Source organism: Celeribacter sp. (assembly GCF_048270365.1).
Classification (GTDB): Bacteria; Pseudomonadota; Alphaproteobacteria; order Rhodobacterales; family Rhodobacteraceae; genus Celeribacter.
This window is the reverse complement of sequence record NZ_JBLWTA010000001.1, coordinates 200,833-223,613: the sequence shown is the minus strand read 5'-3', so window position 1 is coordinate 223,613 and position 22,781 is coordinate 200,833. Positions and strand designations below refer to the sequence as shown.

The 22,781-nt window shown below is 61.1% G+C and carries 22 protein-coding genes; 15 read left to right on the top strand and 7 right to left on the bottom strand.

All coding sequences use genetic code 11. From position 1 onward, the window contains the following. The first annotated feature begins 113 nt into the window (after positions 1–113). The 8 genes from ACN0X0_RS01075 (at position 114) to ACN0X0_RS01040 (ending at position 9,500) form a co-directional block, all read left to right on the top strand. A complete protein-coding gene (locus ACN0X0_RS01075) occupies positions 114–2,375 on the top strand; it encodes an ATP-binding protein (RefSeq protein WP_417277874.1) in 2,262 nt (753 codons plus the stop codon). Between the two features lie 21 nt (positions 2,376–2,396). After that, complete coding sequence (locus ACN0X0_RS01070; protein ID WP_417277652.1) at positions 2,397–3,800, top strand: sigma-54-dependent transcriptional regulator; 1,404 nt, start codon at positions 2,397–2,399, stop codon at positions 3,798–3,800. A gap of 91 nt (positions 3,801–3,891) precedes the next feature. Continuing rightward, positions 3,892–5,268: a Trk system potassium transporter TrkA gene (trkA, locus tag ACN0X0_RS01065; protein WP_417277651.1), complete on the top strand. Its 1,377-nt coding sequence runs from the start codon at positions 3,892–3,894 to the stop codon at positions 5,266–5,268. A 17-nt stretch (positions 5,269–5,285) separates the two neighbouring features. After that, positions 5,286–6,815 carry a TrkH family potassium uptake protein gene (locus tag ACN0X0_RS01060; RefSeq protein ID WP_417277650.1) on the top strand — a complete coding sequence of 510 codons (1,530 nt, stop codon included), beginning with the start codon at positions 5,286–5,288 and terminating at the stop codon, positions 6,813–6,815. A 190-nt stretch (positions 6,816–7,005) separates the two neighbouring features. Next, positions 7,006–7,242 carry an RNA chaperone Hfq gene (hfq, locus tag ACN0X0_RS01055; protein WP_066603845.1) on the top strand — a complete coding sequence of 79 codons (237 nt, stop codon included), beginning with the start codon at positions 7,006–7,008 and terminating at the stop codon, positions 7,240–7,242. 121 nt (positions 7,243–7,363) lie between these two features. After that, complete coding sequence (hflX, locus tag ACN0X0_RS01050; RefSeq protein WP_226550743.1) at positions 7,364–8,659, top strand: GTPase HflX; 1,296 nt, start codon at positions 7,364–7,366, stop codon at positions 8,657–8,659. Position 8,660: 1 nt separating this feature from the next. Then, the gene (locus ACN0X0_RS01045; protein ID WP_226550744.1) at positions 8,661–9,029 is read left to right on the top strand and encodes a hypothetical protein; all 369 of its coding nucleotides are present in this window, start codon (positions 8,661–8,663) and stop codon (positions 9,027–9,029) included. Positions 9,030–9,254: 225 nt separating this feature from the next. Next, positions 9,255–9,500: a hypothetical protein gene (locus tag ACN0X0_RS01040; protein WP_417277649.1), complete on the top strand. Its 246-nt coding sequence runs from the start codon at positions 9,255–9,257 to the stop codon at positions 9,498–9,500. Between the two features lie 6 nt (positions 9,501–9,506). Here ACN0X0_RS01040 and ACN0X0_RS01035 read toward each other — a convergent pair whose 3' ends face one another. Then, positions 9,507–10,052, bottom strand: coding sequence for a sugar O-acetyltransferase (locus ACN0X0_RS01035; RefSeq protein WP_417277648.1), 546 nt, complete (start codon positions 10,050–10,052; stop codon positions 9,507–9,509). 19 nt (positions 10,053–10,071) lie between these two features. Beyond that, positions 10,072–12,531: a penicillin acylase family protein gene (locus ACN0X0_RS01030; protein WP_417277647.1), complete on the bottom strand. Its 2,460-nt coding sequence runs from the start codon at positions 12,529–12,531 to the stop codon at positions 10,072–10,074. A 102-nt stretch (positions 12,532–12,633) separates the two neighbouring features. Here ACN0X0_RS01030 and ACN0X0_RS01025 point away from each other — a divergent pair, with 102 nt between their 5' ends. The 4 genes from ACN0X0_RS01025 to ACN0X0_RS01010 all read left to right on the top strand — a co-directional run bounded on the left by ACN0X0_RS01025 (position 12,634) and on the right by ACN0X0_RS01010 (position 16,062). Then, the gene (locus ACN0X0_RS01025; RefSeq protein WP_417277646.1) at positions 12,634–13,518 is read left to right on the top strand and encodes an NAD(P)-dependent oxidoreductase; all 885 of its coding nucleotides are present in this window, start codon (positions 12,634–12,636) and stop codon (positions 13,516–13,518) included. A 151-nt stretch (positions 13,519–13,669) separates the two neighbouring features. Continuing rightward, complete coding sequence (locus ACN0X0_RS01020) at positions 13,670–14,389, top strand: RlmE family RNA methyltransferase (protein WP_417277645.1); 720 nt, start codon at positions 13,670–13,672, stop codon at positions 14,387–14,389. A 12-nt stretch (positions 14,390–14,401) separates the two neighbouring features. Continuing rightward, positions 14,402–15,463 (top strand): hypothetical protein, encoded by a 1,062-nt coding sequence (locus ACN0X0_RS01015; RefSeq protein WP_417277644.1) that lies wholly within the window; start codon positions 14,402–14,404, stop codon positions 15,461–15,463. A 113-nt stretch (positions 15,464–15,576) separates the two neighbouring features. Then, positions 15,577–16,062: an RrF2 family transcriptional regulator gene (locus ACN0X0_RS01010; RefSeq protein ID WP_417277643.1), complete on the top strand. Its 486-nt coding sequence runs from the start codon at positions 15,577–15,579 to the stop codon at positions 16,060–16,062. A 3-nt stretch (positions 16,063–16,065) separates the two neighbouring features. Here the strand turns inward: ACN0X0_RS01010 and ACN0X0_RS01005 are convergent, their stop codons facing one another. Beyond that, positions 16,066–17,316 (bottom strand): MFS transporter, encoded by a 1,251-nt coding sequence (locus ACN0X0_RS01005; protein WP_417277642.1) that lies wholly within the window; start codon positions 17,314–17,316, stop codon positions 16,066–16,068. 235 nt (positions 17,317–17,551) lie between these two features. Here ACN0X0_RS01005 and ACN0X0_RS01000 point away from each other — a divergent pair, with 235 nt between their 5' ends. Then, on the top strand, positions 17,552–18,340 hold the full coding sequence (locus ACN0X0_RS01000; protein ID WP_417277641.1) for a hypothetical protein: 789 nt from the start codon (positions 17,552–17,554) through the stop codon (positions 18,338–18,340). 130 nt (positions 18,341–18,470) lie between these two features. On the opposite strand, the gene ACN0X0_RS00995 is transcribed toward ACN0X0_RS01000, so the two are convergent. After that, the gene (locus ACN0X0_RS00995) at positions 18,471–19,463 is read right to left on the bottom strand and encodes an alpha/beta hydrolase (RefSeq protein WP_417277640.1); all 993 of its coding nucleotides are present in this window, start codon (positions 19,461–19,463) and stop codon (positions 18,471–18,473) included. Positions 19,464–19,551: 88 nt separating this feature from the next. Between ACN0X0_RS00995 and ACN0X0_RS00990 the strand changes: the two genes are divergently transcribed. Next, a complete protein-coding gene (locus ACN0X0_RS00990) occupies positions 19,552–20,163 on the top strand; it encodes a GNAT family N-acetyltransferase (RefSeq protein WP_417277639.1) in 612 nt (203 codons plus the stop codon). 103 nt (positions 20,164–20,266) lie between these two features. Continuing rightward, entirely contained in the window at positions 20,267–21,106 is an 840-nt protein-coding gene (locus ACN0X0_RS00985) for a fumarylacetoacetate hydrolase family protein (RefSeq protein WP_417277638.1), read from the top strand. Here ACN0X0_RS00985 and ACN0X0_RS00980 read toward each other — a convergent pair. The 3 genes from ACN0X0_RS00980 to ACN0X0_RS00970 form a co-directional block, all read right to left on the bottom strand. Beyond that, a complete protein-coding gene (locus ACN0X0_RS00980; protein WP_417277637.1) occupies positions 21,103–21,504 on the bottom strand; it encodes a hypothetical protein in 402 nt (133 codons plus the stop codon). The genes ACN0X0_RS00985 and ACN0X0_RS00980 overlap by 4 nt on opposite strands. Before the next feature lie 72 nt (positions 21,505–21,576). Next, complete coding sequence (gene cobO / locus ACN0X0_RS00975) at positions 21,577–22,218, bottom strand: cob(I)yrinic acid a,c-diamide adenosyltransferase (RefSeq protein ID WP_226550760.1); 642 nt, start codon at positions 22,216–22,218, stop codon at positions 21,577–21,579. An 87-nt stretch (positions 22,219–22,305) separates the two neighbouring features. Next, positions 22,306–22,659, bottom strand: coding sequence for a cyclophilin-like fold protein (locus tag ACN0X0_RS00970; protein WP_417277636.1), 354 nt, complete (start codon positions 22,657–22,659; stop codon positions 22,306–22,308). Positions 22,660–22,781 lie beyond the last annotated feature (122 nt).

Genomic DNA, 22,781 nt, shown 5'->3' with positions numbered 1-22,781 from the left:
TGTCCGTGCTTTGCGTCTTGGTCATGATTTTGGTCCAACCCGCGCAAGAGGGCAGGACCAGAAGCAGGATAAAGACGAGGCGCAGCGTGGCCAAAACACGGGCAGATAAGGCCCTGGCACAACGGATCGGACGGCAAAGCTGGCAGCGGTTGACGCGGCTCAGGCGCCAGCGCCGATTGCAAAATGTCGCGACGCTCGCGGTGTTCATTCTCGGCCCGGTTCTGGCGATCATGACCTTCCTCGTCTTGGGGCCTTTGGACCATGGCCCGGCCTCGACCGTGCTGCGCTCGGTGCTTTTGGCCGATGTGGTCTATGTCATTCTGGTCGCGGGGCTGGTGGCGCAACGCATCGCGCGGGTCATCGCCGCGCGGCGCGCCCACTCCGAAGGCTCGCGGCTCCACCTTCGGCTCTCCGGCGCTTTCGTGCTTTTGGCGCTCATTCCGACCGTCATGGTGGCGATCTTCGCCGTGGTGACGGTGAATTTCGGCCTCGAAGGCTGGTTTTCTGATCGGGTGCGCAATGTGGTGGGGTCGTCGATGGAGGCCGCGAAGGCCTATGAGGACGAGCATCACGATGGCCTCTCCGAGGACACCCGCGCGCTTGCGAATTTCATCATCGACCGCCGCCGTCAGGTCACGATTCTGCCCGACGGGGCGCTTAGACAGGTGCTCAATCAGGGCCAGGGCCTCATTCAGCGGGGCCTGCGCGAAGCCTATGTGATCGACCGGGCGGGCGACATCAAAGCGCGCGGTGATCGCTCCTATCTCTTTGATTACGAACATCCCTCCGAGGCCGATCTGGCCCGCGCCGAGACCGGCGAACTGGTGCTGATCGACGATTGGGATCAAAACGAATCCCGTGCGCTTCAGCGGCTTGCCGGGTTTTCGGATCGCTATCTCTATGTGACCCGCGATGTGGATGGCAAAATCCTCAATCTCTTGGACGAAACGCAGGACAGCATTGCGCTTTACAACCAGTTGGAAAGCGACCGTGGGCGGCTGTTGTTTGAATTCGGGCTTTTGTACATCGGCTTTGCCATCATCCTCATTCTGGCGGCGACCTGGCTGGGTCTGTGGTTCGCCGAACGCCTCGCGCGCCCCATCGGGCGGCTGGCGGGGGCGGCACAGAAGGTGGGCGAGGGCGATCTGTCTGTGCGTGTGCCTGAGGAAGAGGGCCAAGACGAAATCGCCACTTTGGGCCGGGTGTTCAACCAGATGACCGGGCAGGTGAAGCTGCAGCGCGACGAGCTTTTGGACCGCAACGAACAGATCGATCAGCGCCGCCGCCTGTTCGATTCTGTGCTCTCATCGGTGACGGCGGGCGTCGTGGGCTTGGACGCGGAAGGTCGCGTGACGCTTTTGAACCGCTCGGCGCAGGCGCTGTTGAACCTTGGCGCGCGCGATGTGACGGGCGAGGCGCTGGCCGTGGTGGTGCCGGAATTCGGACCGTTGTTCGATGTGCTGCGCGCGGGCAATCGCGAGGTGGCCCAAGAAGAATTGCGGCTCATTCGCTCCGGCGCGCAGGAAAGCCTTTTGGTGCGCATCGCCACGCGGCGCGACGTCGAGGGGCGGCTTGAGGGCTATGTGGTGGCCTTTGACGATGTGACCGATCTGGTGAGTGCCCAGCGTCTGGCCGCTTGGGGCGATGTGGCGCGGCGCATTGCGCATGAGATCAAGAACCCGCTGACGCCCATTCAATTGTCCGCCGAACGCATCCTGCGCAAATTCGGGCGCGGCCTCGACGAAGAGGCGCGGGCGGATCTTGAGCAATACACCTCCGTCATTGTGCGCCAGACCGGCGATTTGCGTCGCATCGTGGATGAGTTCTCGAAATTCGCCCGGATGCCAAGCCCGGAACGGCGCGAGAATGATCTTGTCGATCTGGTGAAAGGCGCTGTGCTGTTGCAGCAAAACGCGCTGCCGGACGTAAAGGTGCGGGCCGAGATCGAACCGGATCACGCCTGGGCCGAAGTGGATGCAACGATGATCGGTCAGGCCTTTACAAATTTGATAAAGAACGCCGGGGAAGCCATTGAAACTGTGTTGGAAAAAGGTTTTCAAGAGGGCTATGAGCCAACCGTGCGCGTGGCGATGCGGCGCGAGGAGAATGAGGCGGTGGTGACGATCACGGACAACGGCATCGGCCTGCCCGAAGATCGTTCGCGCCTGTTCGAACCCTATGTGACGACGCGCGAGAAAGGCACCGGTTTGGGCCTGCCGATCGTCAAGAAAATCATCGAGGAACATGGCGGGACGCTGACGCTCATGGATGGTGAGCCGATTGATCCCTCGGGGCGGATCGGAGCCTGCGCCACCATTCGTCTCGCCCTCATTGAGGTGGTGAATAAAGATGAAAAACAAGAGCTTGCAGTGTAATTATGAAGTCTGGAGTGAACCATGTCTGATATTCTGATCGTCGACGATGAACGCGATATTCGCGAGTTGATCGGAGATATTTTGCAGGACGAAGGCTTTGAGACGCGGCTGGCGGCCAATTCCGACGACTGCATGAAACAGATCGGCGACGCGGTGCCAGCGCTGATGATCCTCGACATCTGGCTGAAGGACAGCGAGATGGACGGGATCGATATTCTCAAACATGTCAAACGCGAGCACCCGGAGGTGCCGATCATCATCATTTCCGGCCATGGCAACATCGAAATTGCAGTGGCGGCGATCAAACAGGGCGCTTACGATTTCATCGAGAAACCGTTCAACATCGACCAGCTCATGGTGGTGATCACCCGCGCGATGGAGACCTCGCGTTTGCGGCGCGAAAACGCCACGCTGAAACGGTCGGGGTCGGGCGATGTCGAGATGATCGGCGTCTCCACTGCCTTCAAACAGCTCAAACTCAATCTGGAAAAAGTCATCAAATCCAACGGCCGTGTTATGCTGACGGGCGGCGCGGGCGTGGGCAAGGAAGTGGCGGCGCGGTTCATCCATGCGGGCTCTGACCGCAACGACGCGCCTTTCGTCTCCGTGTCCTCGGCCAATATCGAACCCGACCGGATGGAAGAGGTGCTCTTTGGCCGTGAAAGCCCGGAGCGCGGCATCGAGAAAGGCCTGTTGGAAGAGGCCAACGGCGGCGTGATCTATTTCGACGAGGTGGCGGATATGCCGCTTGGCACCCAGTCGAAAATCCTGCGCGTGTTGGTCGATCAACGGTTCACGCGGGTGGGCGGCACGGCGCAGGTCTCCGTCGATTTGCGGGTGATTTCCTCGACTTCGCGCGACCTGACAATGGAGATTGCGGCGGGGACCTTCCGCGAGGAATTGTACCACCGGCTGAACGTGGTGCCGATTGAGGTGCCGGCGCTCGAAAAACGTCGTGAGGACATCCCGGAACTGGCCGGGTATTTCATCGAGAAACTGAACCGCGAACAGGGCCTGCCGCAGCGCGGGCTGACAGAAGACGCCGCCGCGATGCTTCAGACCATGGCCTGGCCGGGCAATGTGCGCCAGCTCAAGAACGTCATCGAGCGCGTTTTGATCCTCGGTGACAGCACGGGCGACATCGAGGTCTCTGAACTGCCGTCCGAAGAGGGTGCGCGCGAAGACGACGGGCGGGCGGTTCTGTCGCCTGCGATTGCGACGCTGCCTCTGCGCGAGGCGCGTGAGCTGTTCGAACGCGAGTATCTTCTGACGCAGATCAACCGCTTCGGCGGCAATATTTCCCGCACCGCGACCTTCGTGGGCATGGAACGCTCGGCGCTGCACCGCAAGCTGAAATCCCTGGGCGTTGTGACCGGCAACAAACAGGGGGGCCGCGTGGCCTATGTCTCGGAAGAGGCGGAGTAACGGCTGTTGACGGCCCGAAATGACGTGACAGCCGCGTTGACGCCTTCGCCGTTAAGTGCGAAGGCTGGGGCGAAGCAATAAAGGTGATGCGATGAAAGTCATCATTTGCGGCGCGGGCCAGGTCGGCTGGCAGATCGCCAAACAACTCTCTTCCGAGAAAAACGACGTCACTGTCGTGGACAACAACCCCGCGCTGGTGCGCCGCGCGACCGACACATTGGACGTGCAGGGCATCGAGGGCTTTGCCTCCTACCCGGACGTGTTGGAGCGGGCAGGGGCGCGCGACGCCGATATGGTGATCGCCGCGACCTATTCCGATGAGGTCAATATGGTCACCTGTCAGGTGGCGCATTCGGTGTTCGGCGTGCCGCGCAAAATCGCGCGTCTCAGGGCACAGAGCTATCTGACCGCGATCTATTCCGATCTCTACCGCCGCGATCACCTGCCGATTGATGTGGTGATCTCGCCCGAAAAAGAAGTCGCTGAGGCGGCATTGCGGCGTTTGGCGGCGCCTGCGGCCTTTGACACGCAGGCCTTTCTGGCGGGTGGCGTACAGCTTATGGGTATCCTGCTCGAAGAGGACTGCCCGGTGCTCAACACCTCCCTGCGCGAGCTGTCGGACTTGTTTTCGACGCTCCGGGCCATCGTTGTCGGCGTGCGTCGCGAGGGGCGGTTGTTCGCACCCGAACCCAATGATCAGCTCTTTGCCAAAGACGAGGTCTATGTCTTTGCCCATTCCGACGACCTGACCCGAACGCTTGAGATTTTCGGCAAGACCCATGCCAAACAGGACCGTGTGGTCATTCTGGGCGGCGGCAACGTCGGTCTCGCTGTGGCGCAGGCGCTGGAGACCCGCACCGAACGCGTGCGCGCCAAGATCATCGAGAAGAACCGCAAGACCGCAGAGAAGGCCGCCGACAGTCTGGAGCGCACGATTGTGCTCAACGGCGATGCGCTGGATCAGGAGCTTTTGGCCGAGGCGGGGATCACCCGAGCCGATGCCGCGCTTTGCGTGACGGATGACGATAAGGTCAACATGCTGGCCGCCGTGCGCGCGAAACAACGCGGCGCGAAGATGGCGATCTGTCTGGTGAACGACCCGACGCTGGTGCCGATCCTCAATGCGCTCGACATCGACGCCTATATCAACCCGCGCGCCACCACGGTGTCCTCAATCCTGCGCCACATCCGCCACGGGCGGGTGCGCAATGTCTACTCCGTCGGCGATGGCGAGGCGGAGGTGATCGAGGCGCAGGTGCTTTCGACCTCGCCGATTTCCGGCAAACCGATCCGTGACATCGACTTCCCCGAAGGCGTGTTGGTTGGCGCGATCTCCAAGGGGGGCAAATACGTCAAACCGACCGGTGCCACGCGCATCGACGAGGGCGATGTGATCACCATCTTCTCGCTCCGGGACGACGTGCCCGAGGTCGAGCGTCTGTTGCAAGTGTCGATCGATTACTTCTAATGAACCGCTTTTCGCGCATGCCATTTTTTGTCCAGCTGATGCTGGTGAGCGGGGGCGCGATGCTGGTCCCTGCGATCTATGCTTTGGTGCTGCGCGAATGGGACGATACGCGGGCGTTCTTCTATGCGGCGGTGCTGTTTTCCTCGCTCGCGGGGTTCATCGCCATTGCCCGGTTCCGCCCCGAGGCGACCGAGGATCGCGACAGCCTTATGGACCGCGACCGGGAGGGGCGAAATCAGCTTTTGACCCTTTTGGGCACCTATACCGCGCTGCCGCTGATCCTTGCCGTGCCCTTCGCGGAGGCCACGAAAGACACCACCTATTTCAACGCCTATTTCGAGATGGTCTCGGCGCTCACCACCACGGGCGCGACGCTGTTTGACGATCCGGCGCGGCTGTCGCGCCCGGTGCATCTCTGGACGGCGCTTGTGGGCTGGCTGGGCGGGCTTTTTGCCTGGATCACGGCGGTGGCGGTGCTGGCGCCTTTGAACCTTGGCGGCTTTGAGGTGATTTCCTCGCGCGGGGTTGGGCAAAGCGAGGTACGCGCCTCTCAGATCACCCGTGTTGCGGCCGCGCCTGAGCGCCTCGCGCGTTTCACCGTCAAACTGTTTCCGATCTATCTCGGCCTGACGCTGGCGCTGTGGTTTGCGCTCTCGATGATCGGCTCGAACCCCTTTGTGGCGCTGTGTCATGCCATGTCCGTGATGGCCACCTCGGGCATTTCGCCCGTCGGCGGACTGACCGAGGCGGGCACCGGGTTTATCGGCGAAGTTCTGGTCTTTGCCTTCTTGTTTCTCGCTTTGTCGCGCAAAACTTTTACCGCCGATCAGGCCCGCACCGGCGCGCCGCCCCTATGGCGTGACCCGGAGATGAAAATCGGCCTCGCGCTCATCGTTGTGATTCCGATCTTGCTGTTCCTGCGCCACTGGGTTTCGGTGCTGGAGGTCTCGGGCGATTGGACCTTTACCCGTGCGCTGTCATCCCTTTGGGGCGGCATCTTCATGGTGCTGTCCTTCCTCTCCACCGCGGGCTTCGAGAGCCTCGGCTGGGAGGAGGCACGGCTTTGGTCCGGGCTTCAGGCGCCGGGGGTGTTGCTCATGGGGCTGGCGATTTTCGGCGGCGGCGTGGCGACCACGGCGGGCGGCGTCAAGCTGCTCCGGCTCTATGCGTTGGTGCGTCACGGCGAACGCGAAATCGAAAAACTGATCTCGCCGCATTCGGTCGGCGGGGCGGGCGCCAATGCCCGGCGCATCCGGCGCGAAGGCGCCTATGTGGCCTGGGTCTATTTCATGGTTTTCGCCTTTACCATTGCCGCCGTGATGATGCTTTTGTCCCTCTTCGGGCTGCATTTCCAAGAAGCGGCGGTGTTCACCATTTCCGCACTCACGACCACGGGGCCTTTGGCCAATGTGGTGGGCGATGTGCCCTTGAGCTACGCCAGCCTTGGGGATGCGGAAAAGATGATCCTGGCGGCCACCATGGTGCTCGGGCGGCTTGAGATGTTGGCGATCATCGCGCTGTTGAACCCGGAATTCTGGCGGCGGTGATCCGCGCCTCCCGGAATGTTAGCGTCCAGAGTGACGTAAATTTGTGTCGTCTTTTCCATAGCTGCGACACAAGAGCGGGGAATTTCAGACGCTTATCTTGACATTCGGGTGAATCTGCGGCGAGGTGTGCTCAAGTGCTGTCGCCCGAGGGACAGTTCGCATCATAAAGCGCAAGAAAAAGGCAAAGATCATGGCCGCCGACAAACAGAACCTTCAGGACGCCTTCCTTAACCACGTTCGCAAGACCAAAGTGCCCGTCACGATCTTTTTGATCAACGGCGTGAAACTTCAGGGTGTGATCACTTGGTTCGATAACTTCTGCGTCCTTCTGCGCCGTGACGGCCAATCGCAGCTGGTGTACAAACACGCGATCTCCACGATCATGCCGGCCCAGCCGATCAATCTTTACGACGGCGAAGAGGCCTGATCTCGGCCCTCTTGCAGTTTGCATCTCGAAGATTACCTAAGGACGCGCACCTGACGTTTCGGCGACAGGTGCTTTTGCGCGTTCTGGCGTAACGTTTTAGACCCTATCAAAGGAGCGGCATTTGGCCGAACTTTACGAACATGAGGTGAAGCAGACCCGCGCCTGGGTGCTTCATCCCGACATCACTTCCGACCGCAATCGCCGCGAACCGCAGGCGGGGTTGGAGGAAGCCGTGGCGCTGGCCGCCGCTCTCCCTGACCTCGAAGTGGTCGGCTCCGAAATTGTGCGCCTGCCGAAAATTCAGCCCGGCCATCTTTTCGGCTCCGGCAAGATCGAAGAGCTGAAACAGCGCATGAAGGCCGCCGAGGTCGAGCTTGTGCTGATCGACGGCCCGGTGACACCGGTGCAGCAGCGCAATTTGGAAAAGGAATGGAAGGTCAAACTTCTCGACCGGACGGGCCTTATCCTCGAAATCTTCTCCGACCGTGCGCGCACCCGCGAGGGCGTGTTGCAGGTCGAAATGGCGGCCCTTAGCTATCAGCGCACGCGATTGGTCCGCGCGTGGACCCACCTTGAGCGGCAACGCGGCGGGTTGGGCTTTGTCGGCGGTCCGGGTGAGACCCAGATCGAGGCCGACCGCCGTGCCATCGACGAACAGCTTGTGCGCCTGCGCCGTCAGTTGGAGAAAGTGGTGAAAACCCGCGAGCTGCACCGCGCCTCGCGCGCGAAAGTGCCGTTCCCGATCGTGGCGCTGGTGGGCTACACCAACGCCGGGAAATCGACATTTTTCAACACGGTGACCGGCGCCGATGTGTTTGCCAAAGACATGCTCTTCGCGACGCTCGACCCGACCATGCGCCAGCTTGTGATCGAAAACGCGCACGGGGGCGACCGCGAGATCATCCTGTCCGACACGGTGGGCTTTATCTCCAACTTGCCGACGCAACTCGTGGCCTCCTTCCGCGCGACGCTCGAAGAGGTGCTGGACGCCGATCTCATCCTGCATGTGCGCGACATCGCCGCCGAGGAGACCGAGGAACAGAAAGACGACGTGCTGAAAATCCTGTCCGATCTGGGCATCAAGGAAGACGCGCCGATGTTCGAGGTCTGGAACAAGATCGACCTTCTGGACCCTGAGGCCCATGCCGCCCGGATGGAGCGTGCGGGGCAGGAAGAGGGCATTTTCGCGATCTCCGCCGTCACGGGCGAGGGCGTGCCGGAGCTTTTGTCGGCGATTTCGGAGTTTTTCGAAGAAGACAAGATTGAACGCGATCTCGTCCTGCCCTATTCCGAAGGCAAGAAACGGGCCTGGCTCTTTGAGGAGGGTGTGGTCTTGGGCGAGGAAATGGCCGAGGATGGCTATCAGCTCAAGGTGCTTTGGACCCCGCGTCAGGAAAAGCAATTTCGGGAGATGTGAGATGAGCAAAGAGCAGGCAGCCAAGACAAAGACCAAACCGGACGCCAAGGCTCCCGGAGAGGGCAAGCCTCAAAGACATCTGTTCATGATGCTGTTCGAGGCCACGGCCGGCGCCAAAACCGGCCTGCGTCTGGGCGGGCGTCACGCGATCATGGTCTTCATGGTGGCGGGCGAACAAAAGCTCGCGATTGCCAAGGGCTTTAAGGCGCTTGAGGCCACTGGCTGGTCCAGCATGGAGATGAAAAAGGGTCTGGACCTCACCGGGCGCCCGCGTCTCAAAGACAAGGCGCTCGATGCTTCGGCGCGGAAAGCCATGCAAAAGGGCGCGGCGTTCTTGGTCTATAAGGATGAGATCAAAGGGCAGGCGTGAGGCTCTGAGCCAGTCGCGCCACGCGTTTCCTCATTTTCGCCACACGGACCCTGTATCCCGAATGTGTTTTGAGACGCATTCGGGAGACTACATTTGTCACGACAAGATTTTGAAAAGCGCCTATCCGGGCTGGGGCGCGGTCCGGCGTTTCGATTTGACCCAGAACGTTCGGCGTTGAACACATCCGAGCGTGTTCGGGGCCACCGACAAGGGCCAGTTACGCCGATGTCAGAGTTCGCTTGCAGCCTGGGGTTTATCGCTGCTTTCCTTGTGTTCATTCTTCTGGCCGTGGAGGGGCCGCCCTTCGCCGTTCCTTTCGCGCTCATCGCCTTTCCGGGGCTGGTGATCTGGGGCGTTGTCCTGATTGTCCTGAAGATGCGGCGAGAGGAGATGTCCCTGTCGGAGCTTCTGACATTTCTCTTCGAGTATCTCTGGCGACCGCTGCGGGCGCTTTTCAGCTTTTTTGACTGACGCGGCTTAAATCCCCCGCGCCGGGTTCCCCACAACCCGCGCGCCCGGGGCCACATCCTTGGTCACCACAGAGCCAGCCCCCACGATGGCACCATCGCCAATCGTAACCCCCGGCAGGATGATCGCGGCGCCGCCGATCCAGACATCTTTGCCGATGGTGACGGGCAGGGCGCGTTCGATGAGTTGCCCGCGCAAGACCGGATCGCGGTGGTGATCGGCGCAGTAGATTTGCGTGCGAGGCCCGATCATCGTGTTCTCCCCGATCTCGACCCGCGCGCTGTCCAGAACGACACATCCGACGTTCAGAAAGGTGCCGTCGCCCAGAAACAGGTTCTCGCCATACAAGAGGTGAAACTGCCCCTCGATCCGGGCGGTCTCGGGCGCGGCACCCAGCAGAGCGCGCAGCTCCGGGTGGATGTCGCCGCGTTCGGAGGGCAGCGCCATATTGTGGCGGTGCACGGCGTCAAAGACCTTTGTCCGGTGCGCATCTATCTCGGGGTCCATGCAGCAATACCAGTCGCCCGCGCGCATTTTATCCCACTCTGAGGTCATTCTCCGCTCACTCCTCTGGTTACTCTTCCGGCACCAGATGCGTGATGCCGACGCCAGCCGCACGCGCCAGCTCCGGGTCGAGGCTCATCGGCACATATTCGCCCCGGCGCCACAGCTCGCCCAGATCGTCATAGTGACGGCTCAAAGGATGGCCGGACTGGCCGGTGGCGGTCACGAAGACCGAACTGTCGGGATCGGCAAAGTCATAGACGCCGCGATAGGCCGCGCCATGCACGTTCGCGAAGGGCTCCGGCGCATCGCCCGCCGTCACGCCGCGCATCAGCGTGTTGTCACCGCCAGAGGTCGATTGCCGGATATTCACCACCCATTTCAGCAAAGGCACATCGCCCAGCACCGGGTGATCGTGATGCGCCATATGGGCATCCCCCCAACGCAGGCTCTCAAGGTTCGTCGAGTAATGCTCGCCGATCCACAACAACGCATCGTCCAGAGATTGCCGCGCAATGTCGGTACAGGTCTCCACGGGCGCCGATTGGATCACATCGCACCAGGCCGAGGCGCCGCCGATGTCGCGATAGACGCGTTCGATAAAGATCGGATCGACATGGGTGAACTCGCGCGCGAGCGGCCCGATCTCGTCGCGCATCAAACGGTCCTGAAGCGCGCGCATCCAGGCGTAGTAAATCAGCGGCTCCGGCAGATGCTCGTTCATCTCGCCGTTCCACTCGGCCAACAACGTCAGCGCGCGTTGGCGCTGGCGCTCGGGCGTGCCTTCGGGCGCGGCCTCGCCGGTGAACCACAGATCGGCCCCCACCAGCGGCAAGAGGTTGCGCGCGGCGGCGGAGACCACGTCGTTTTGCACCTCGATGAAACTGTCGCGGGTGTGAACCTCGCGCGATTGCATCAGGCGTTGCCACCGCTGAATGCGCTGGGTGTCGCCCCAATGGTAGGACAGGTGATCCGGGAAGGGCGCATCGACGGTCTTGTTGTTGGTGTTGCCGATGATGCCATCGCGATCCGCCGTGAACAGCGGCAGATCGTCGAAATCGCGCCAGCCCTGCCAACGGTCGGCCTCAAGCCACCCGGGCGAGGGGATGCGGCCCTTGGATTGATGCAGCGCATCGCGCATCGGTGCGCGGCCGATGACCTTCATCTGCACCCGGTCCGGGTCCGCCATGGCGAGGTTCAGAGCAGGGGCGGCAAAGTCGCGCGCGGCGACCATGGCCTGTGTCAGCGTTGTCGCATGGTTGAGCGCGATCACCGACGACATCGAGCGGTCATCGGGTACAAGCGCGGTCCAGGCCACAGAGACCAGATGCCCCGGCGGGGTGATCGTGTCGACGTCAAAGGCGGTTTTGGGCAGGATCGGGCCGTTGTCGGACCACTCCAGCGTCAAGGTGACGGGGTCTGCGTCCTTGATCTGGACAATCGAGGGGCGGCTGCGCAGCGGTTTATAGCCGTCGGGTGTCAGAACCTCGCCCGGCGCATCGGGGTTTTGCTTTTCGATATAGAGATCGGCGTCATCGACATAGGCCGCCGTGATGCCCCAACCGAAACTCTCATGCCGACCCGAGACAATTGCCGGAATCCCCGGCACAGAGGCGCCGATCACACCGCCGGTGCTCAACTGCAGCCGCGCGAGATACCACGCGCCCGGCGCGGAAAAGCTCAGATGCGGGTCATTGGCCAAAAGCGTCGCGCCGGTGGCCGAGCGCCCCGGTCCCGCCGCCCAGACGTTGGAGGCGCCGGCGAGGCCGGATTTCGGGAAGGGCGAGAGGGCATATTGCGTGCCAGAGGGGGCCACGCCCGGCTGCGCCTCAGGGAAAAGCGCGGCGTAAGAGGGCAAAAGCCCAAGCCCCGTGCCGGGGGCGTCCGGCATCAGATCGCGCAGGCGCTCTTGCGGCAACAACAGAGAGGCGCGAGCGCGCAGCACCTCGTTCGGGATCTGATCCGACAGCTGCACGGCCACGAGTTTCAGGATCGCGATGGAATCGGCGGGCTGCCAATAGGCGATCTCGGACGGAAAGAGAAAGAACTCCGGCGCGCCGCGCCCCAATGCGCCTTCGTTTACCTCTTTGATCCAGGCGTTCACCCCGCGGGCATAGGCCTCGAGCGCGGCGGTGGCCTCGGGGCTTTGCACCTGTGCGGATTGCCGCGCGGCCTCATAGAGGCCAAGACGCCGCATCAGCTCGTCGGTCTTTAATGTGCGCTCGCCGAACATCTCCGACAGTCGTCCTTGGGCTGTGCGTCGCAGGAGCATCATCTGGAACAACCGGTCCTGCGCGTGCGCAAAGCCCAGCCCGTAATAGACATCCTCATCCGTGGCGCCGAAAATATGCGGCACATTGGCGTTGTCGCGTGCAATCTCCACCGGCGCGCTGATGTCCGCCACCTCAAAATCCGCGTTGTAATCGGGCAGGGAGCGCGCGGCGAGCCAATAGGTCAGCCAGATCGCCAAAACAGTCAAAAGAACGAGACCTGAGACGATCTTGAGCAGCAAAGAGAAAATCCGGGCCATGAGGGGCGGTCCTGTCAGATGTGCGCGAATGCATGTTGACGCCGCGCCGCGAGCGGCTACGGTTTCGGCCGTTAAACCACATCGACGCGCGAGGGAAAAGCCATGGTGAAAACGGGTGTGAAGGCTGCATTTTTGGGTCTTGGGGTCATGGGATACCCGATGGCGGGGCATCTCGCCTCGAAAGGCCATGCGGTGACGGTCTACAACCGCACCACGGCGAAGGCGGAAGGCTGGGCCAAGGCGCATGGCGGCGGCTTTGCGCCCACACCGCGCGAGGCCGCAGAAGGAGTCGATTTCGTGATGGCCTGTGTCGGCAATGACGATGACCTGCGCTCTGTTTGTCTTGGCCCAGATGGCGCTTTTGCGGGCATGAAACCCGGTGCGATCTTTGTCGATCACACCACAGTGTCGGCTAAAGTGACCCGCGAGCTGGCCGCACGCGCCGCAGAGGCCGGGATCGGCTATGTCGACGCACCGGTGTCCGGCGGGCAAGCGGGGGCAGAGAATGGTGTGCTCTCTGTCATGTGCGGCGGCGCGGAGGGTGATTACGCCAAGGCCGAGCCGGTGATGGCCGCATACGGCAAGATCGTCAAACGTCTGGGCGAGGTCGGCATGGGGCAGACCGCCAAGATGTGCAATCAGATCTGCATCGCGGGGCTGGTGCAGGGGCTGTCCGAGGCGCTGTTGCTGGCGGAAAAATCCGGCCTCGATGGCGAGGCGCTGGTCGATGTGATCTCCGGCGGCGCGGCGGGAAGCTGGCAAATGGTCAACCGCCACAAGACCATGTTGGCGGGCCATTACGAGCATGGTTTTGCCGTCGATTGGATGCGCAAGGACTTGGCGATCTGTCTCGAAGCGGGCGAAGATACCGGCACGCCCTTGCCGGTCACGGCGCTGGTCGATCAGTTCTACAAGGACGTGCAAACCATGGGCGGCGGGCGTTGGGACACCTCGAGCCTCATGGCGCGGCTCAAGGCCTTTGGCTAAGGTTCGCGTGAGTATTTTTCGCAGCAAAGGAAACATGGCCCGAAAATCTTGTCGGGTTTCCTTTGTTGTCTAAATACTCATGAAACCGGCTCTTTCCCTGAGTGCTTCGGCTCTGTTATAAGGCCTTTCGATCAAAAGGACGCGTAGACTCATGGCTGGTGACAAAAAGAAACCCGGGGCGACATCGGGACGCGGCGCGCGGGATTTGCGCGTCAAGGTGAAGTCGGCGCGGGGGCGCAAGCTGTCTTCGACGCTTTGGCTCGAACGTCAGCTCAACGATCCCTATGTGAAACGTGCCCGCGATGAGGGCTATCGCGGCCGCGCGGCGTTCAAGATCATGGAGATCGACGACAAGTTCCGCTTTCTCCTGCCCGGCGCGCGGGTGGTCGATCTGGGCTGTGCGCCCGGCGGTTGGTGTCAGGTGGCGGTGAAGCGGGTGAACGCTTTGGGCGAGAAGTCCGGCAAAAAGATCGGCACCATTCTGGGCGTCGATTTGCAGGAGGTCGAACCGATCGCCGGGACCGAGATTCACCAGCTCGATTTCATGGAAGACGATGCGGACCAAAAGGTGAAGGACTGGCTCGGCGGTGAGGCCGATGTGGTGATGTCCGACATGGCGGCGGCCTCTTCGGGCCACAAACAGACCGACCACCTGCGCATCATGGCGCTCTGCGAGGCGGCGGCCTATCTGGCCTTTGATGTGCTGTCTCCGGGCGGCACGTTTGTGGCCAAGGTTTTGGCGGGCGGCGCCGAGGGGGATTTGCAGAAGCTCCTCAAGCAGAAGTTCGAGAAGGTGCAGCATTTCAAGCCGCCCTCGTCGCGCTCTGACAGTTCCGAGAAATTCGTCGTCGCGACAGGGTTTCGTGGGTAGGGTTTGGGGCTGATGGAGCTGCGGCTGGGCTGTGGGGCGCTTGCGCTTTGCTTTGACGCTTCTGTCGGCAATATTCGCAGTTATACCGTTCAGGATCGCGAGGTGTTCCACGCGGCGCATTGGGTCGGTACGCCTTTGGCGGCTGAGGCCTTGAGCGTGGTGGATGCGCATCTGGCGGGGGATTTTCTAGCCGCGCCCTTTGGCGGTTCTGATGTCGTACAAGACCCGCCTCATGGCTGGACGGCCAATTCGGCGTGGCATTTGATCACTCGCTCTGAGACTGACGCTCATGCCCATATGAAGCTCGCGCTGGAGCGTCCGGTAATGGGGGCGCAGATCACCAAGGAGATCACGCTCCGCTCCGATCAGACGGTGCTCTATCAGCGGCATGAGATCACGGGCGGGGCCGGGGGGCTCACCTTTGCGCATCACCCGATGATCCGGGTGTCTCCCGGCGATCATATCGCAACCTCTCCGAAACGCGTGGCACTGACCTCGGAAGCCCCTTTGGAGGAAGCTCATATTCTGGCCTATCCGGGGCGCAGTACCGATCTGACGCAATTCCCGGCGCGGGATGGGGGCAGGGTGGATTTGAGCCACTATCCGCATCAGACGGGTCACGAGGATTTCGTCACGCTGGTCGAAGACGACGTGGAGGGCCTCGGCTGGACCGCCGTGTCGCGGGCCCGCGAGCGAGACATTGTGGTCTTTGTCAAAGACAGCCGTGTCATGCCCGTCACGATGCTCTGGATATCGAACGGCGGGCGCGCGTATGCGCCTTGGGATGGGCGGCATGATGGCGTTTTGGGCGTCGAGGACGGCTGCGCGGCGGGAGCTGAGGGGCACAGGGCTGCGCTTGGCGACAATGCCGTGGCGCGGGAGGGGGTGAGAACCGTGCTCGCGCTGGACGAGGGGCGCACCCATGTGCTTTCCCATGCCACGGTGGTGCTCGATCAGCCCGAGGGCTGGCAGGGCGTTGAGGCTATCGCCTTCCAAGACCGAGAAATGGTTGTGCGGGGGCGGGAGGGTGAAACTCTGCGCGTGCCTTTCGAGGCCTCTCATTTCTTTATCTGAAATATACCTTTCTGATCCAGATCAAAGTCACAGTATTTTGACGCCAGGTAATGTGGCTGAAACCTGCGTGCGCCCCTTGTCTAAACCCAAGCCAGAGATGGAGACCACCAGCCATGCGTTTGACGATCCGAACCAACCTCGCCATGCGCGTGCTCATGGCCTGTGCCGTGAACGAAGGCCATATGGTGCGCCGTGCGGGCATTGCCAAGGCGGCAAATGCCTCGGAAAACCATCTGGCGCAGGTGGTGCATCTTTTGGCGAATGAGGGCTATATCGAGACCACGCGCGGCCGTGCGGGCGGGATCGTTTTGGCGCGCAATCCTGACGAGATCACCATCGGCGAGGTGTTTCGGCATTTCGAGGCGCATGTGCCCTTTGCCGAATGTTTCGCGGCGCAGGACAACACCTGTCCGCTGCAGGCCGTGTGTCGTTTGCGTCTGGCGCTGACGGCGGCTCTGGAGGCGTTTTACGGCGTGCTTGACGATATGACGCTGGCCGATTTGGTGGCGGATAACGTGGGGCTTGAGGCGCTGTTGAACCTGCCGCAGCCGGATATGATGATGCCGCAGGACGGCTGCAACGGCACGCGGCTGAACTGAGATTTAGGACCGGCCGCCCCTGAGGTGCGGTTGATCCGGTTCCTTGAGCGCGAGGATCATGAGCGCGGCCAGCCCCAAGCAAATCGGCACGGCAGAGAGCGCCAGCGCATGATTGCCGCCCGTGAGGTCCAAAAGCCAGCCGACCAGTGGTTGAAACACCAAAGCCGCGCCGATCCCGATCATGTTCACGAAGGCGGTGACGGTGCCGACCGCGCTTTGGTCTTGGCCCTCTTTCGCCATGGCGAATGTCAGCATCTGCGCGCCGCAAAACAGGCCGCCGAGGAAGAGTGCGACGGAGATCAGCACCATGTTGCTGCTGCTCCCCAAAATGACCCAGCCCCAGAACAGCGTGGCCGCCATGGCGCCCGCGAAGACGATCCATTTGCGATGGCCCAAAGCGTCTGAGACGGCGCCCCACAGCACGGATCCCGCCGCCATCCCCCAAAACATCATGGAGACGGCGGTTTCCGCGGAGACGGCAGAGAGGGCATGATCGGCGATCAGCTCTTCGTTGCCCCAAAGCCCGCCATAGACGTTGATCGGCATGTAGATCAGCGCGCCCACGAGGGACAAAAGCCAGACCTGCGGGCTTTTGATCACCTGTTTTAGCGGTCCGATCGGATTGGGATGGGTGTCCGTGTCGCCCGCGGACGGCGCTTCGCGGTAGAAAAACAGCGCCAGAACGAAAAGCGCGCCGCCGGTGATCCCGATGCCGATGAAGGACGGGCGCCAGCCTGCGGTCTCTGTGAGAGAGGTGAGCCAGATGACACCAATCGCTGTGCCCAACATGCCGACCGCATTGACGAGGCCTGACAGAAGCGCAAAGCGCGCGGGCGCGAACCAGTGGTTCACCACATAAAGCGCGCCGACAAAGGCGAAAGACGCGCCAAACCCGGTCATCAACCGCCCGACGGAGGCGATGACCACATGGGGCGCGAGACCGATGAGCGCAATCCCACCGGCACAAAACGCAATGGCCGGAACCACAAAGCGCCGCGCGCCCCAGCGGTCGAGCAACAGCCCGACCACGATCTGCATCGGGGCGTAAACCCAGAAAAACAGAGAGGAAAACACGCCGAGACCGGCTTTGGTCAGCTCAAGGTCTTGCGTGATCGCCGTGGTCGCGGTGGAGGGCGCGATGCGGGAGATGAATTCGAAGAGGAAAAACAGCGTCGCCAGCGCAAAGGCCGCGGGGGCTTTCCAGCTTGTGCTCCGTATTGTTCCCCGTCTTGTGATCCGTGGTGTGTCGGTCATGCGCGCGTCTCCCTGTATCGCGCATGTGTTTGGGATATTGTGCGGAGGCTCGCAAGGGGGAGGCTCTTGTCATTTGCAACGAAGGTCTGGTTGGAGGCTAAATTGACCGATGCTGTAATCTGTACCAAAGTCAGCTTTTAAGGTGCGCCCAATGAAACGAAAGTTGACTTTTTGCGGCCTCCCACTCGTGGTAAGCGAAAATCCCTAATCCGAGTCCTGATGCTGGAAGCCGAAAATGCCGATTTGCGCGTTTTGCCAAGAAGAACGTGAACTATGCGCGTCTCATTCGATTCCAGATGGGTTTTTCAAAGCCATTTCAAGGCGGAATAACGGGCAACTTATCAGCATACCAGATGGCGAAGGTAAGATTGGGCTAAGCCAAAACACCGGTAAGGCAAAATTGCTCTGTCGGGAATGCGAAACCCACTTTAACAAAAACTTCGACAGCCCGCTTACGAACGCCTTCAAGGCGTGGGATAAACAGATAAAAGCTAACGGCCTCGGCGTCAGATATGAGTTTTCGCCAAATCATCTTGCCCAGTGCCTAGCATCGGTGTGCTGGCGGGCGAGCGTGACCGGAAACAGTATGTACGCGAATGCAAGGGTTAGCATGCGCTACAGGGCGCACCTCTTAGCCCTCCTACTAGGCAACCGGGAAGATACGCTGAAATCTTGCTCATGCTCTATCAAGAGGCTCTACGATAAACGCCCGCTCCCTGATGGGGGATTCTCACAGGATGTCGTCTCAGACATTATCCTGCCCGTGAACGCTTACCGGATCAGCAAGAAGGGCAAGAAGCCCGGAAACCATTTCGCGTTCGCATTGCTGGTGCAGGGATTCTTGTGTCACCTCATGATACCACGCCTTCCACATGCGCTTCGCATCGGTCCCGAGTTCCTCAAGCCTTCAAAGACTTCGCTGCATGCGCCGCCACAGTATTTTGCGGACTACAAGCCTCTGATGGATGCGATGGTGGCTGGACTAGGAAAGCATCTTGATGGACAGTCTACGCTGAAGGACTGATTGTGGAGAAGGGAGCGCGCCATCTGATTGCCCGTTTCACAAACGCGACTTTGGCGCAGCCGCAGCGAATGGCCGCCCTGTCTCGCCAACCGATCTCCCCCAACGCGCGCAAAACCATCTTCACTAACTTTTACCTTCCCCCCAAATACTCCATCCCCTCAATCCATGCGAACATCGTGTTCAGCGCATCGGGTGCGTAGGCGTTTCGGCCTTCGAGCAAAAACCTGACGACCGCAACGCGTGACCACTCCTCGGTCAATTGCCAGTTATACTCAGGGGCCTTCAAAAGCCCGTGCGTTGCATTGGGAACCACAACGATGCGGGCGGGGATGCGGCTGTGGTCGGGGCGGTTGCCGAGAGTTTCACGGAAAATCTCGGGGTTTCGGGTGGGGTCGACATTCAAATCCTCCGCGCCCCAGAGCGCCAGCAGGGGGATGTCCAGCGTCGAGAGGGCCTGTCGCGCGTCTGCGCCTCGGTTCAGGCGAATAAACTGCCAGCGGTCGCGGGACATACCATGTGGCCTGTCTTCGGGCGTCGCGTTGGGGCCAAAGAGCCGGTCGTCTTCGATTTCTTGCGCGGCGAGCGTGGCTTTGATGGCCTCTGCGTCATAGCCTTCGCGCGTCAGTCGCACGGCGGTGTAATAGTCGCCCTGATCCTGCCAGGAGACCGCCGCGCCGACGGTCACCAGAAAATCCGCATCTGTACGCGTCAGGCCGGGGAGGACCCAGCCCGCTTGAGAAAAGCCGAGGGCGCCGACTGGGGTGTCTTCGAACCGCTCTTTGAGAACTGCGAGAACCGCGCGGGTCTCTGCTGTGCGATCCGACATGGTTTGCCGCAACCAGTTGCCCTCGCTTTGGCCAACGCCCGGCTTGTCCCAGGACGCGATGGCGAAACCCCGGTCGAGAAAGGCATTGATCAGAGGCGCGTAGCCGCCCGAGGACGTCCGGTCCTGCGCGCCGTCGCCATGCACAAGCGCCACCACCGCGGTCGGGGCCTCGTCAGGCAGCCAGATCGTTCCGGCGATGCGCGCGCCCGAGACCGTGACAAAGAGCGTCTCGCTGGGGCGGCGCTCCAGATCGTGATCGCCCAGCCGCCACATCAAGACGCATACTAATAAGGCCACAACCCCGGCCGCCCCAAAAAACCATCGCTTCATTTGAAATCAGTTGCCTTTGTCACCATTTACGCCTTGTAACTATGGAGTGCGTTTGATGAGTACAATATTCCAAACCGAGCCCTTCACCGTGGAGCAGGGCGTTCAGCCGCAGCATCTCGCGCAGGCGGCGCAGGGATATTGGCGCGCCTTCTCGCGCAAGCTGCGCTATCCTCTGGGGCCGGAGAAAAAGGCCGTCGCCTTTCTTGAGAGCGTCATGGACCCGACCCACGCGATCTCCGCCGTGTCGAAAGACGGGGCGTTTCTCGGCATGGCGGGGTTCAAATCGCCTCAGGGCGCGCTGGTCGGTGGGGGCATGCGGGATATGGCGCGCGTCTATGGCTGGCTCGGCGGCAGTGTTCGGGGCGCCTTGATCCAAGCCCTGGAGCGCAGATGCGACGATGATACGCTCTTGATGGATGGGATTTTCGTGGAACCGGAGGCGCGGGACCAAGGTGTCGGCACCGCGCTTTTGAACGCGATAGAGGTCCATTGTGCCCGTCAGGGGCTGCGTCAGATCAGGCTCGATGTCATCGACACCAACCCGCGGGCGCGCGCACTTTACGAACGGTTGGGATTTGCGGAGCGCTCCGTCTTGTCGCTTGGTCCGTTGAGGTCTATTTTTGGGTTTTCCTCTGCGACCGAGATGACGAAAGCCATCGTGCGCTGAGGGGATATGGGGCACTTTGTCGATGCTCAAAACGCCTGTGCAGGATTTTTGCTTTACCTTTTCGGCGGAAAAGCCATCCTCCCCTCAACTGGAGGAGACACTAATGAAATTCACACGTTTTGGCCCCAAAGGGGCGGAAAAGCCCGGTTTGATCGACGCCAAGGGCCGGCTGCGCGATCTGTCGGATCATTTGGACGATCTGTCGGGCGATGTTTTGACGCGGCTCACTGAGTTCAACCGGCTCGACATCGAGACGCTGCCCTTGATCACCGAAGAGGTGCGGTTGGGGCCTTGCGTGGGCGGGACAGGCAAATTCATCTGTATCGGGCTCAATTTCGCCGATCATGCCGAGGAGAGCGGCATGGAACTGCCGAAAGAGCCGGTGATTTTCGCGAAATACACCTCTGCGATCTGTGGACCGAATGATCCGATCCTGATCCCGCGCGGGGCGGAAAAGGTCGATTGGGAAGTCGAATTGGGGCTGGTGATTGGCAAGCCCGCGAAATACGTGAGCGAAGACACGGCGTTGGAGCATCTGGCGGGCTATTGCCTTGTGAACGACGTCTCCGAACGCGGGTTTCAGCTTGAGCGCGCAGGGCAATGGTCGAAGGGCAAGTCCTCGGACAATTTCGGCCCCCTCGGCCCGTGGCTTGTGACGCCTGACGAGATCAAGGACCCGGACGCTTTGGCGATGTGGTGTGACGTGAACGGCGAACGCATGCAGGACGGGACGACCGCGACGATGATCTTCAAACCGGCGTATCTGATTTCCTACCTGTCGCAGTTCTTCACGCTCTATCCGGGTGACATCATCTCGACCGGCACACCCGCCGGTGTCGGCATGGGCAAGGTGCCGCAGCAGTATCTCAAGGACGGCGATGTGGTCGATCTGGGCATCGAGGGCCTCGGCACCCAGCGACAGCTCTGTGTGGCGGACGGTTAGGAACCAGGCTGAAGCTGCAGGTCGCCGATTGAGAATTGGCAACTTGCGCCGTGGTGATAGGTGCAGCCGGGACCCTGATCGAGATCGAAACTGCCCTGTGTGGCGCTTTGGGCGTTGGGCCTGAGCGCGATCAGGCATTGGGTCGTCTCGTAGTCGTCGTCCATGATGACATAATTCCCGAGCTGATCCTGCATCAGCGTGCCATTCATTTGGCCAAGACAGTCATGGGTGCCGACGGTCAATTCGACCCGGTTGCCCGTCAGCTCAAAACTGACACGATAGCCGTCGCTGCCCGCCCGGTAGGTGCCGGAGTAGAGCTGGAGCGGCGGCTCCTGCGCCGACAGGGGCAGGGGGAAACTGACAAGAGCGAGGCAAAGGGCTTTGAACAGGTCGGTCATGCGTAAAATCCATTGAAGTGTCAGATCAATGGAGAAAGCTTACGACAAAACCGCGGGTCTTCGATCAGAAAATCAAAGCTCCACGCCCTTTTGCGCCTTCACGCCGTCCTTGAACGGATGTTTGACCAGCGTCATCTCGGTCACCAGATCGGCGGCCTCGATCAATTCGGGCTTGGCGTTGCGGCCGGTGAGGCAGACGTGGGTCATCGGCGGCTTTTGCGTCAACAGGAAATCGACCACCTCGTCGATGTCGAGATAATCGTAGCGCAGCGCGATGTTGATCTCATCGAGCAACACGAATTGGATCTCTGGGTCGAGGATTTGTTCCTTGGCGATGCGCCAGCCGTTTTGTGCCGCCGCCACGTCGCGGTCACGGTCTTGGGTTTCCCAGGTAAAGCCCTCGCCGGAGACGAAAAACCGCACTTCGTCAGAGAACCGCTCGCGCAGGAGGGTCTTTTCGCCGGTCTCCCAGCTGCCTTTGATGAATTGCACCACGGCGGCGGGCATGCCGTGCCCGATGCAGCGCATGATCATGCCGAAACCAGACGAGGATTTGCCCTTACCGCTGCCGGTATGCACCATGATGAGACCTTTTTCCTCGGTCTTCGTCGCCATGATCTTGTCCCGCGCGGCTTTGATCTTGCGCATTTTTGCGTTGTGGCGGGCCGTGATGTCGTCTGGGGTGGGGGCGTCGGGCGTGGGTGCATCGGTCATGGCGTTTCCTGACAGTTTTTGTTTCTGCCGGGAAACTGGCAGCCAAAGCGCGGGCTGTAAACAGGGAAAGCTGAGGACGGCGTGGCCTTAGTCCGCGATCTCGATCCGCACAGAGGTGTCGCCCGCGTCGACCAGAGGCGCAACAGAGCCATCGAAAGCGCCCAGACGCACAAGGCCGTTGGATTTCTGGAAGGGTTTGTAAAAGATCGCAAGATTGCCCCAAGGCGCATAGAGCGTGATGTCGCCGGTCTCGGGTTTATAGGCCCGGGGCGCGCCGGTGGTGTCGAGCTTGCGCGGCAGATCGGCGATCTTTTCAATGCCGTGGTAATCCGTCAGCTCCAGCTCAAGCGGCAGCATGGCGGCGAAATCCTGCCCGGCGGGGGTGTCGTCGAGCGTGGCGGTGAGAACCTCTGCGCCGAAGGTGAACGTGATTTTGGTCATGGGGCGGTCTTTCTGAAATGTTGTCTCGGAGCTGTCCGCGAAAACCGGAGCAGTCAGGGCAAGGCCGAACAGGGCGGTGCGGAGGAGGGCGGCGAACATCTCTTTAACTCCGTAACGGGATC

Excerpts from the sequence above, each read along its gene's own strand:
- ACN0X0_RS01020 (WP_417277645.1), top strand. The coding sequence starts at position 13,670 with ATGGCTGGTGACAAAAAGAAACCCGGGGCGACATCGGGACGCGGCGCG.
- ACN0X0_RS01025 (WP_417277646.1), top strand. The coding sequence starts at position 12,634 with ATGGTGAAAACGGGTGTGAAGGCTGCATTTTTGGGTCTTGGGGTCATG.
- ACN0X0_RS01005 (WP_417277642.1), bottom strand. The coding sequence starts at position 17,316 with ATGACCGACACACCACGGATCACAAGACGGGGAACAATACGGAGCACA.
- ACN0X0_RS01035 (WP_417277648.1), bottom strand. The coding sequence starts at position 10,052 with ATGACCTCAGAGTGGGATAAAATGCGCGCGGGCGACTGGTATTGCTGC.
- ACN0X0_RS01000 (WP_417277641.1), top strand. The coding sequence starts at position 17,552 with ATGCCGATTTGCGCGTTTTGCCAAGAAGAACGTGAACTATGCGCGTCT.
- ACN0X0_RS01010 (WP_417277643.1), top strand. The coding sequence starts at position 15,577 with ATGCGTTTGACGATCCGAACCAACCTCGCCATGCGCGTGCTCATGGCC.
- ACN0X0_RS00990 (WP_417277639.1), top strand. The coding sequence starts at position 19,552 with ATGAGTACAATATTCCAAACCGAGCCCTTCACCGTGGAGCAGGGCGTT.
- trkA (WP_417277651.1), top strand. The coding sequence starts at position 3,892 with ATGAAAGTCATCATTTGCGGCGCGGGCCAGGTCGGCTGGCAGATCGCC.
- ACN0X0_RS00980 (WP_417277637.1), bottom strand. The coding sequence starts at position 21,504 with ATGACCGACCTGTTCAAAGCCCTTTGCCTCGCTCTTGTCAGTTTCCCC.
- ACN0X0_RS01045 (WP_226550744.1), top strand. The coding sequence starts at position 8,661 with ATGAGCAAAGAGCAGGCAGCCAAGACAAAGACCAAACCGGACGCCAAG.
- ACN0X0_RS01060 (WP_417277650.1), top strand. The coding sequence starts at position 5,286 with ATGCCATTTTTTGTCCAGCTGATGCTGGTGAGCGGGGGCGCGATGCTG.
- ACN0X0_RS01040 (WP_417277649.1), top strand. The coding sequence starts at position 9,255 with ATGTCAGAGTTCGCTTGCAGCCTGGGGTTTATCGCTGCTTTCCTTGTG.
- ACN0X0_RS01015 (WP_417277644.1), top strand. The coding sequence starts at position 14,402 with ATGGAGCTGCGGCTGGGCTGTGGGGCGCTTGCGCTTTGCTTTGACGCT.
- ACN0X0_RS01030 (WP_417277647.1), bottom strand. The coding sequence starts at position 12,531 with ATGGCCCGGATTTTCTCTTTGCTGCTCAAGATCGTCTCAGGTCTCGTT.
- ACN0X0_RS00985 (WP_417277638.1), top strand. The coding sequence starts at position 20,267 with ATGAAATTCACACGTTTTGGCCCCAAAGGGGCGGAAAAGCCCGGTTTG.
- cobO (WP_226550760.1), bottom strand. The coding sequence starts at position 22,218 with ATGACCGATGCACCCACGCCCGACGCCCCCACCCCAGACGACATCACG.
- ACN0X0_RS00970 (WP_417277636.1), bottom strand. The coding sequence starts at position 22,659 with ATGACCAAAATCACGTTCACCTTCGGCGCAGAGGTTCTCACCGCCACG.
- ACN0X0_RS01070 (WP_417277652.1), top strand. The coding sequence starts at position 2,397 with ATGTCTGATATTCTGATCGTCGACGATGAACGCGATATTCGCGAGTTG.
- hfq (WP_066603845.1), top strand. The coding sequence starts at position 7,006 with ATGGCCGCCGACAAACAGAACCTTCAGGACGCCTTCCTTAACCACGTT.